The organism is Reyranella sp., assembly GCF_017305915.1.
GTDB lineage: Bacteria > Pseudomonadota > Alphaproteobacteria > Reyranellales > Reyranellaceae > Reyranella.
Genome location: NZ_JAFKJN010000021.1, coordinates 146566 through 155680, shown reverse-complemented (window position 1 = coordinate 155680; position 9115 = coordinate 146566). Strand labels below are relative to the sequence as shown.

At 68.6% G+C, this 9115-nt stretch carries 10 protein-coding genes; 3 read left to right on the top strand and 7 right to left on the bottom strand.

All coding sequences use genetic code 11. The features are described 5' to 3' along the window. Window positions 1–319 precede the first annotated feature (319 nt). Window positions 320–673 (top strand): DUF1275 family protein, encoded by a 354-nt coding sequence (locus tag J0J01_RS21540; RefSeq protein ID WP_296384409.1) that lies wholly within the window; start codon window positions 320–322, stop codon window positions 671–673. After that, a complete protein-coding gene (locus J0J01_RS21535) occupies window positions 673–1602 on the top strand; it encodes a histone deacetylase family protein (protein ID WP_296384408.1) in 930 nt (309 codons plus the stop codon). Before J0J01_RS21540 ends, J0J01_RS21535 begins: the two co-directional genes overlap by 1 nt. A gap of 99 nt (window positions 1603–1701) precedes the next feature. Here the strand turns inward: J0J01_RS21535 and J0J01_RS21530 are convergent, their stop codons facing one another. The 7 genes from J0J01_RS21530 to J0J01_RS21500 form a co-directional block, all read right to left on the bottom strand. Beyond that, on the bottom strand, window positions 1702–2010 hold the full coding sequence (locus J0J01_RS21530; protein WP_296384407.1) for a hypothetical protein: 309 nt from the start codon (window positions 2008–2010) through the stop codon (window positions 1702–1704). Between the two features lie 192 nt (window positions 2011–2202). Further along, on the bottom strand, window positions 2203–2919 hold the full coding sequence (locus tag J0J01_RS21525; protein WP_296384406.1) for an ABC transporter ATP-binding protein: 717 nt from the start codon (window positions 2917–2919) through the stop codon (window positions 2203–2205). After that, window positions 2919–3641, bottom strand: coding sequence for an ABC transporter ATP-binding protein (locus J0J01_RS21520; protein WP_296384405.1), 723 nt, complete (start codon window positions 3639–3641; stop codon window positions 2919–2921). The genes J0J01_RS21525 and J0J01_RS21520 overlap by 1 nt, the downstream gene beginning before the upstream one ends. Continuing rightward, entirely contained in the window at window positions 3631–4584 is a 954-nt protein-coding gene (locus J0J01_RS21515) for a branched-chain amino acid ABC transporter permease (protein ID WP_296384404.1), read from the bottom strand. The genes J0J01_RS21520 and J0J01_RS21515 overlap by 11 nt, the downstream gene beginning before the upstream one ends. A gap of 10 nt (window positions 4585–4594) precedes the next feature. Next, window positions 4595–5458: a branched-chain amino acid ABC transporter permease gene (locus J0J01_RS21510; protein WP_296384403.1), complete on the bottom strand. Its 864-nt coding sequence runs from the start codon at window positions 5456–5458 to the stop codon at window positions 4595–4597. 46 nt (window positions 5459–5504) lie between these two features. Further along, window positions 5505–6764, bottom strand: coding sequence for an ABC transporter substrate-binding protein (locus J0J01_RS21505; RefSeq protein WP_296384402.1), 1260 nt, complete (start codon window positions 6762–6764; stop codon window positions 5505–5507). A 67-nt stretch (window positions 6765–6831) separates the two neighbouring features. After that, window positions 6832–7968 (bottom strand): mandelate racemase/muconate lactonizing enzyme family protein, encoded by a 1137-nt coding sequence (locus J0J01_RS21500; protein WP_296384401.1) that lies wholly within the window; start codon window positions 7966–7968, stop codon window positions 6832–6834. Window positions 7969–8099: 131 nt separating this feature from the next. Between J0J01_RS21500 and J0J01_RS21495 the strand changes: the two genes are divergently transcribed. Continuing rightward, window positions 8100–9113 carry an NADP-dependent oxidoreductase gene (locus tag J0J01_RS21495; protein ID WP_296384400.1) on the top strand — a complete coding sequence of 338 codons (1014 nt, stop codon included), beginning with the start codon at window positions 8100–8102 and terminating at the stop codon, window positions 9111–9113. The last annotated feature ends 2 nt before the right edge of the window (window positions 9114–9115 follow it).

Genomic DNA, 9115 nt, shown 5'->3' with positions numbered 1-9115 from the left:
AGGCCCCCCTTTTTCCAGGCGCCGGTCGCCAAACCCGCCCAGCCCGTATTCCATACCGCTCATCGACCTCTCCGCCTGCTACCCTCCAGACAGAGAATCGAGCTTCACAACACCCCGCAACAAAGATGTGTGAATGCGACAGCCATTCAGCTGGGGAGGTGTCGGCGTCTTACGCCGACGGAGGGGTCATAGGCCCCACCGAGCGCGTGGCTCCTGACCCCTCCGTCGCGGATAGGGCACTTTCGCGCTTCGCACGAAAGTGCCGACGCGCCCACCCCCCATATGAAGGGGGAGGATTGCCATTCTAAGATGCAGAGCGATGACCAAGGACACGTCCCTCGGCCCCGTGCCGACCATGTCGCTGTTGGCCTTCACCTCGGGCTTCGTCGATTCGCTGAGCTTCATCGCGCTGTTCGGCCTGTTCGCCGCGCACGTCACCGGCAACATGATCCAGGTGATCGTCGACATGGTCGACATCGTGCAGGGCCACGGTCCTCTCGAGGCCAAGCGCGCCCGTCTGAAGCGGCTGGGGCCGATGCTGCTCGCCTTCATCGCCGGAACGCTGATGGGTGCCGTGGGCTACATCGCCGTCGGCTTCTACAGCCTGCTCGTCCCGATCGTCGCCGTTGTCGGCTTGGCGATGCGCGTCCGGCCGCATACCGTGCCTGCCTGATGACAACCCTTCTCCTCACCCACCCCGCCTGCCTCGGCCACGAGCCCGGTCCGCACCATCCGGAGCGGCCCGAGCGCCTCGCCGCGATCCTGGCGGCGCTGCAGGACGAGGAGTTCGCGGGCCTCGCCCGCGCCGAGGCGCCGCTCGCCACGTCTGAGCAGCTGACCCGCGTGCATCCCGCGAACTACGTGCAGGCGATGCTGGGCGCCCGACCCCAGCCCGGCGAATACGCCATGATCGACGGCGACACGATCCTGAGCCACGGCAGCATCGAGGCGGCGCTGCGCGCGGCCGGCGCCGTCGTCGCCGGCGTCGATGCGGTGATGGGCGGCACGGCGGACACCGCCTTCGCCGCGGTGCGCCCGCCCGGCCATCACGCCACGCCCGACATCCCCGGGGGCTTCTGCATCTTCAACAACGTGGCGATCGGCGCGCGCCACGCCCAGGCGCGGCACGGCGTCGGCCGGGTCGCGATCCTCGACTTCGACGTCCACCACGGCCAGGGCACCCAGGCGGTTGTCGAGACCGACCCGTCGCTGTTCTACGGCTCGACCCACCAGTATCCGCTCTATCCCGGCACCGGCCATTCCAACGAGCGCGGCATCGACCGGAACGTCGCCAACGTGCCGCTCAGACCCAACAGCGGCGGCGCGCAGTTCCGCCATGCCTGGGGCGAGATCATCCTGCCGCAGCTCGACCGCTTCGCGCCCGAGCTGGTGATCGTCTCGGCCGGCTTCGACGCCCACAAGGCCGACCCGCTGGCCCAGCTCAGCCTCGACACCGCCGACTTCGAATGGATCAGCGAGGAATTGCTGGCGATCGCCGACCGCCATGCCGAGGGCCGTTTGGTGTCGGCCCTGGAAGGCGGCTACGACCTCGATGCTCTGGCCGACGCGACCGCAGCGCATGTGCGGGTGCTCATGAGATAGTGCAACACCACTGTCTCATTCGTTCGGCATGAATGACTTCTTGCTGCGCCTCGCCACGGTCCGCTGCTAGCGGGGGCGGTAGTCGCCGGCAGCCTGTTGCTACTCGGGGGCGGTAATTCCGGCCCTTACCCGACCCGGCGGTCCCGGAGGGCCATCCCCGGTCGCTGAACTCGGTGGCGGCGGGCTGAGCGACGGAAGGCCCGACGCGCTGAACGGCAGGCCGCCCTGGAACGAGTAGCCGCCCTTGACGCCCGAGTCGAAGCTCGACGACGCCCCGCGATTGCCGCTGGTGGCGCTGTTGACGTCGATGCCAGAGGACGAGCCCGTGTCGGCCTTGCCCTGGGCCAGGGCCGAGCCCGCGACGGCACTGGCGATCAGTCCGGCCAGCAACAGATGATGTGTACGCATGATGATGCTCCTCCGCCCAACAGGAACATTAATGACGGGCAGGCAAATCCGTTGCCCGGTCGCGAAATGGTCATTTCTCAAGCTCGTGCGCAAGCGGAACCGCGCGGGCCCTGCGGTTCGGCCTGCGGCCGACCGGCGCGACGGGGCGCGCCTACCGCTACGGGCCCGCCGGCGCGACGCGAAGCGTCGCGCCTATTCCATCCCCAGGTATATGCGCTGTACGTCCGGATTGTCCGCCATCTGCTTGGCCGGACCCTCGAGCACCGTGCGGCCAACCTGCAGGACATAGGCATGATCGGCAGCCTCGAGAGCGAGGTCGACCGACTGCTCGGCGAGCAGGATGGTCAGCCCCTCCTTGTGGAGCGCGGCGAAGGAATCGTACATCGTGTCGACGATCGCCGGCGCCAGCCCGAGGCTCGGCTCGTCGAGCATCAGCAGTTGCGGCTCGCTCATCAGCGCGCGGCCGACCGCCAGCATCTGGCGCTCGCCGCCCGACATGGTGCCGGCACGCTGGTGCCGCCGCTCGGCGAGCCGCGGGAACACCGCATAGACCCGCTCGAGCAGGCGCGGGATGCGGGTACGATCGGGCAAAGGCGTGGCGCCCAGCAGCAGGTTGTTCTCGACGCTCTGCTGGGTGAACAGCCGCCAGCCCTCGGGCGACAGCGCCAGCCCCTTGCGCACGATGGCGTAGGCCGGCTGGCCGCCGATGTTGCTGCCGTCGAACACGACGCTGCCCTTCGAGACCGGCACGATGCCGGCGATGGCGTTGAGCGTCGTGGTCTTGCCGGCGCCGTTGGAGCCGAGCAGCGCCACCACCGAGCCCTTGGGCACCTCGAGCGAGACGTCGGCGACGCCGATCAGGTCGCCGTACTTGACCTCGAGATGCTCGATCTTGAGCAGCGCGGGCATCAGTGACGCACCTTGCGGCGGCCGAGATAGGCCTCGATCACCCTGGCATCGCTGGTGACCTCGCGCGGCGTGCCGCGCGCGATCTCGCGGCCCTGGTGGAACACCACGACGCGGCGCGTGAGCTGGGTTATCACCTCCATGATGTGCTCGACGATCACGATGGTGATGCCGCTCTCGTGGATGCGGCGCACCAGCGCGATCGCGTCCTGGATTTCGGTCGGCGTCAGGCCGGCCATCGCCTCGTCGAGCAGCAGCACTTTGGGCTCGGACGCGAGCGCCCGGGCGATCTCCAGCCGCTTACGGCCGGGCGTGCCGAGGCTGCGCGCCGGGGCGTCGATGACATGGCCCAGGCCGACACGCTGCAGCACATCGCGCGCCCTGGCCCGCGCCTCGCGCGCATTGTGGTGGCGCAGCAGCGCGCCGATGGTGGCGTTGTCGAGCACCGACATCGATTCGAAGGTCAGCGGCACCTGGAAGGTGCGCGCGAGCCCGAGTCGCGCCCGCTCCTCCGGCGGCTCCCTGGTGACGTCCCGCCCGGCAAAGGCGACCGTGCCGGCGGTCACCGGCAGATCGCCGGTCAGGCAGTTGAAGAAGGTCGACTTGCCCGCGCCGTTGGGGCCGATCAAGCCGAGGATGTCGCCCTGCTCGACCGACACCGACGCATCGTCGACCGCCTTGAAGGCGCCGAACGCCTTGGTGACGTTGCGCGCCTCAATCAGCACGGGTCACCTTGCGGCGTTCGAGCAGCGACAAGAGCCCGCTCGGCAGGAAGCGGGCGATGATCACGATGATCGCGCCGTAGACGACGAAGGTGAGGCCCGCGCCCTGGCCGCCGAGCAGGCTGTTCGACAGCTCCTCGAGCGGCACCAGGATCAGCGCGCCGACCAGCGGGCCGAAGAGCTGGCCGGCGCCGCCCAGCGCCGCCATCACCACTATCTTGACGGAGATCAGGATGCCGAAGCCCGATTCGGGGTCGACGAAGCCGAACATGCAGAGATAGAGCGAGCCCGCCAGCGAGGCGAAGGCGCCGCTCAGCATGTAGGCGTAGAGCTTGTACTGACCCGCCGAGACGCCGAGCGAGCGGGCGGCCCGCTCGCTGTCCTTGATGGCGCGCAGGTAGAAGCCCATGCGGCTGCGCTCGATCCACCAGGTCAGCCCGAGCAGCAGCGTCAGCACGGCGAGGAAGATGTAATAGAACGGCGCCGCCGAGATGAACGACAGGTCGAACACGCTGCGCGGCATCGCCGGGCCGCCGAGGCCCTGCGCCCCGCCCAGGAAGTCGCTGGTCGAGGACAGCACCCGCACCAGCTCGCCGACCGCGATCGTCGCCATGCTGAAGTAATGCCCGGCGAGCCGCAGAGTCGGCACGCCGATCGCCGCGGCGACCAGCATCGACAGGATCATGCCGATCGGCGCGCCGGCGATCGGCGGCCACTGCAAGTGCGTGTAGACCACGACCGCCGAATAGGCGCCGAAGCCGAAGAACACGGCATGGCCGACCGAGACCTGGCCGGCATAGCCGCCGACGATGTTCCAGGCCGAGGCGCCGATCGCCGCCAGCAGCACCAGCGCGCCCAGCCGCTGCCAGACGGCCGAGCCCTCGGTCAGCAGCGGGTAGGCGAGCACCAGCGCGCCCAGCACGCCCCAGAGGAGCCAGCGCTTCATGCCTTGCCCATCATGTCTTGCCCATGAGGCCCTGCGGCCGGAACCACAGCACCAGCACGAACAGGACGTAGACGACCACGTCCTTGTAGACCGGGCCGATGTAGAAGGCCGACAGCGATTCGACCACGCCGATGATCAGGCCGGCGACCAGCGCGCCCAGGACGCTGCCGAAGCCGCCGAACGACACGGTGACGAAGGCGATGATGGCGAGCGTCTCGCCGACCGTCGGCGAGGTGTAGAAGAAATTGGCGATCAGGGCGCCGGCGATGCCGGTCGAGGCTCCCGCCATCGCCCAGGCCAGCGCCTGCATGCGCTGCGGCCGGATGCCCATGAGCTGCGCCGCCGTCGCATCCTCCGACACCGCCAGCATGCGGCTGCCGATCGCGGTGCGGGTCAGGACGACGTGCAGCAGCAGCGTGATCGCGAGCCCCATGACGCCGGCCAGCACGCGCGCGCCCTCGAAGCGGATGCCGAGCAGGCTGAAGGAGCCGCCGACCAGCGTATCGGGCAGCGTCTTGAAGTTGGCGCCGAAGTACCAGAAGGCAGCGTAGCGCAGGAACAGCGCCAGGCCGAAGGTGCCGAGGATCTGCGCCAGCATCGGCCCGCGCATGATGTGGCGCACCAGCAGGAAGTAGGACGCGACGCCGAGCGTCGCGATCGCCATCGCCGCGATCGGGGCGGCAGCGAACGGGCCGAGGCCCAGCGCCGTCCAGACCATGACGGCCGAGTACATGCCGAGCATGACGAACTCGCCGTGTGCGAAGTTCACCACGTTCATCATGCCCCAGATCAGGGTCAGGCCGGACGAGAACAGGGCATAGACCGCGCCGAGCAACAGTCCCGACACGATCACCTGCACCAGCGTGAGCGACACCCCGTCGGCTCCGCGCTACTTGCGAGAAACGCTTGCCAGCCCCAAGTCACCAGCCCTTGTAGGGCAGGATCACCTCGGCGGTGGCGCGCTCCTTGGGCGCGATGGTGACGTACTTGCCGCCGCGCATCTGGGTGACGACGCTGGCGGCCTTCACGTTCTGGCCCTTGTCGTCGAACTTCACGCCGTCGTAGCCGGCGACCATCTGCGACGCCGGCAGGTCGGTGGCCTTGAGCGCCGCCTGGATCTTGGCGGGCTCGGTCGAGCCGGCGCGGTTCAGCGCATCGGCCAGCACCATGAAGGCCTGCAGGCCGCGCACCGAGACGTCGTCGAGCTCGTCGCCGCCGGTCTTCTTCGTATAGATCTTGTTGAACAGGTCGGGGACGCTGCCTGCCTTGCCGGCCGAGAAGGCCGAGCGGTTGATCAGGCCCTCGACCTGGGAGCCGAGGCTCTTCACGAAGGCCGGGTCGTTGAAGCCCGCATTGTCGGCGATCATGATGCCGGGCTTCCAGTTCAGCTCCTTCATCGTCTTGGTGTAGAGGATCGCGTCCGACGTGTAGGAGATGAAGATCAGCACGTCGGGGTTCTTCTCCTTGAGCTGCAGCACCTGCGGCTGCACGTCCGAGGAGTTGGCCGAGTAGGCGATCTTGGTGCCGACGGCGAAGCCGTCCTTCTTGAACTGGTCGACGATGACGCTGCCGACCGAGTTGCCGTACTCGGTGTTCTCGTGCACCAGCGCGATGTTGTCGGTCTTGCGGCCCGCCGCCTTCTGCACCTTGAGGAAGTCCGAGTAGGCGCGCGCGAAATCGAGCGCCACCGGGGTCACGCGGAAGAACCACTTGAAGCCGCGCTCGGTCAGGTTGGCCGCCACCGACTCGCCGTTGACGAACGGGATGCCGTGGCGCTCGGCGATCGCCGAGGCGGTCAGGGTGACGCCCGACTGGTAGGCACCGATCAGGGCCGCGACCTTCTCCTCGGTGATCAGCCGCAGCGCCTGGTTCTGGCCGGCCGCCGGCGTGCCCTGGTTGTCGGCGAAGACGAGCTGGATCTTGGCGTTCTTCAGGCCCGGCAGGCCGCCGCCCTTGGCCAGCGGGATCAGCTTGGCGAGATCGGCGTTGCCGTTGTTGACCACGTCGGCGCCGACCTCGAGGGCCATCTTGGAGTAGTTGCCGGCGGTCGCGGAATTGCCGCTCAGCGGATAGATGACGCCGATCTTGACCGCGCCGTCCTGCGCCATGGCCGGACGGATCAGGCCCGCCGCCAAGGCGGCAGCACCGGTCATCGTCATACGACGCGTTGTCTTGGCCATCCGTGGTTCCCCCTTCAACACCCGTGTTTTCGGCTCGTCGCGAAAGATTGGCACGGGGCCGCGGCGTTTAGCAAACCCGATAGCGGTCGACCGCCGCCGGATCGAGCTCGATGCCGAGCCCCGGCCCCTCGGGCAGCAGGATGTGGCCGGCTTCGAGGGTGAGCGGCCGCTTCAGCAACTGCGTGCGCAGCGCGTTGTCGCTCATGTCGTACTCGAGCATCTGCGGCCACGGCGGATGGGCGGTGTGCGGGCCGGGCGGCAGTGCCGCGATCAAATGACACGCCGTCGCCAGCCCGACCGCGCCGCCCCAGACATGCGGCGCGATCCGCAGGTTGGCCGCCTGGGCGAGCGTGGCGATGCGCCTGGCCTCGGTCAGGCCGCCGACGCCCGGCACCGACGGCTGCACGATGTCGACGCAGCGGCCGTCGATCAGGGCGCGGAAGTCCCGCACCGTGTGATGCGCCTCGCCGGCGGCGATCGGGATCGGCGAGCGGGCGCGCAGCTCGGCGTAGCCGCGCAGGTCGCCCGGCGGCAATGGCTCCTCGATCCAGTGGATGCCGAACGGCTCGATCGCGCGGGCGCAGTCGAGCGCCACGTCGGGCGTGTAGGCGCCGTTGATGTCGACCAGCAGCAGCTTGTCCGGCCCTAGCGCCTCGCGGCTCTGGCGCACCCGCTCGACGTCGCTCCTGAGGCCGCGGCCGATCTTGATCTTGGCGCCGGCATAAGGATGCGCCGCCGCCTCGGCCAGCATGTGGGCGAACGAGCGGTCGGGATCGTCTGTGAAGAATCCCGTCGAGGCGTAGGCCGGGATGCGGGTGGTGCCGCAGCCGCCGATCAGATCGCAGACCCGCACGCCGAAGCCGCGAGCGATCGCGTCGAACAGCGCGACGTTGATCGCGGCCAGGCACGCGGTGAGCTGGTTGCCGACGCCGAGGTGATACATCGAATTGCGGATGCGGGCCTCGATATGCTCGAAGTCGAACACGCTCTTGCCGACGAACATCGGCTCGATCATGCGGAAGTATTCCCGCGTGACGAACGGATTGCCGAACGCCTCGCCGATGCCGGTCACGCCCTGGTCGGTCTCGACCTCGACCAGGCCGCCGTTGCGGCGATTGCCGCCGCCACGCGACATGCCATAGGCCTTGTCGGCTGCGAACACGTACTCGAGGCCGATGAAGCTCAAACGACGGATGCTGGGCATGGCGGCATCTTGAAGTAGGATGCACGCAGGGGGAAGGTCGATGATCCCGATCGCCGACGAGCGCGCTTCGCTCAGGACGACGGAGGCAGTCTCGCGCTATGGTCCTCCAAAGAGAACCGGAGCGGATGTCCATGTCCACGATCCCCAAATCCTATCGCCGCGTCGTGCTGGTCCGCCGCCCGCCCGGTGAGCCGGCCGAATCGGACTTCCGCGTCGAGGAAGTACCGATGCCCGAGCCGAAGCACGGCGAGGTGCTGGTCAAGGTGGCGTATCTGTCGCTCGATCCCTACCAGCGCGGCCGCATGCGCGACGCCGCCTCCTACGCCGCGCCGGTCGGGCTGGGCGAGGTGATGACCGGCGGCGGCGTCGGCGAGGTCGTGAAGTCCAACGGCGCGCGCTTCGCGGTCGGCGATAGCGTCGAGGATCGTCTCGGCTGGCAGGAGTACGCGATCGGCGGCGCGGCGACGATGCGCAAGGTCGATCCCTCGCTGGCGCCGATCTCGACCGCCAACGGCGTGCTCGGCATGCCGGGCATGACCGCCTATTTCGGCCTGCTCGAGGTCGGCCAGCCCAAGCCGGGCGAGACCGTCGTCGTGTCGGCCGCCTCCGGCGCGGTCGGCCAGGTGGTGGGCCAGATCGGCAAGATCATGGGCTGCCGTGTGGTCGGCATCGCGGGCGGTGCTGCGAAGTGCGCCTTCGTGACGGGCGAGCTCGGCTTCGATGCCTGCGTCGACTACAAGGCCGGCAACGACCTCGACGCGGCGCTGCGCGCGGTCTGCCCCAGCGGCATCGACGTCTATTTCGACAATGTCGGCGGCGAGGTCTCCGACGCCGTGCTGCGCAACATCAACTTCTTCGGCCGGGTCGCGCTGTGCGGCTCGATCTCGCAGTACAACGCCACCACGCCGCCGATCGGCCCGCGCCTGCTCGGCACCTTCGTCGGCAAGCGGGTGCGGGCACAGGGCTTCATCGTCACCGACTTCGCCGGCAAGTACGAGCCGGCGCTGCGCCAGATGGGCGAGTGGATCAAGAGCGGCAAGCTCAAGTACCGCGAGGACGTGGTGCAGGGCATCGACAAGGCGCCGCGCGCCTTCATCGGCATGCTGCGCGGCGAGAACTTCGGCAAGATGCTGGTGAAGATGTAAGG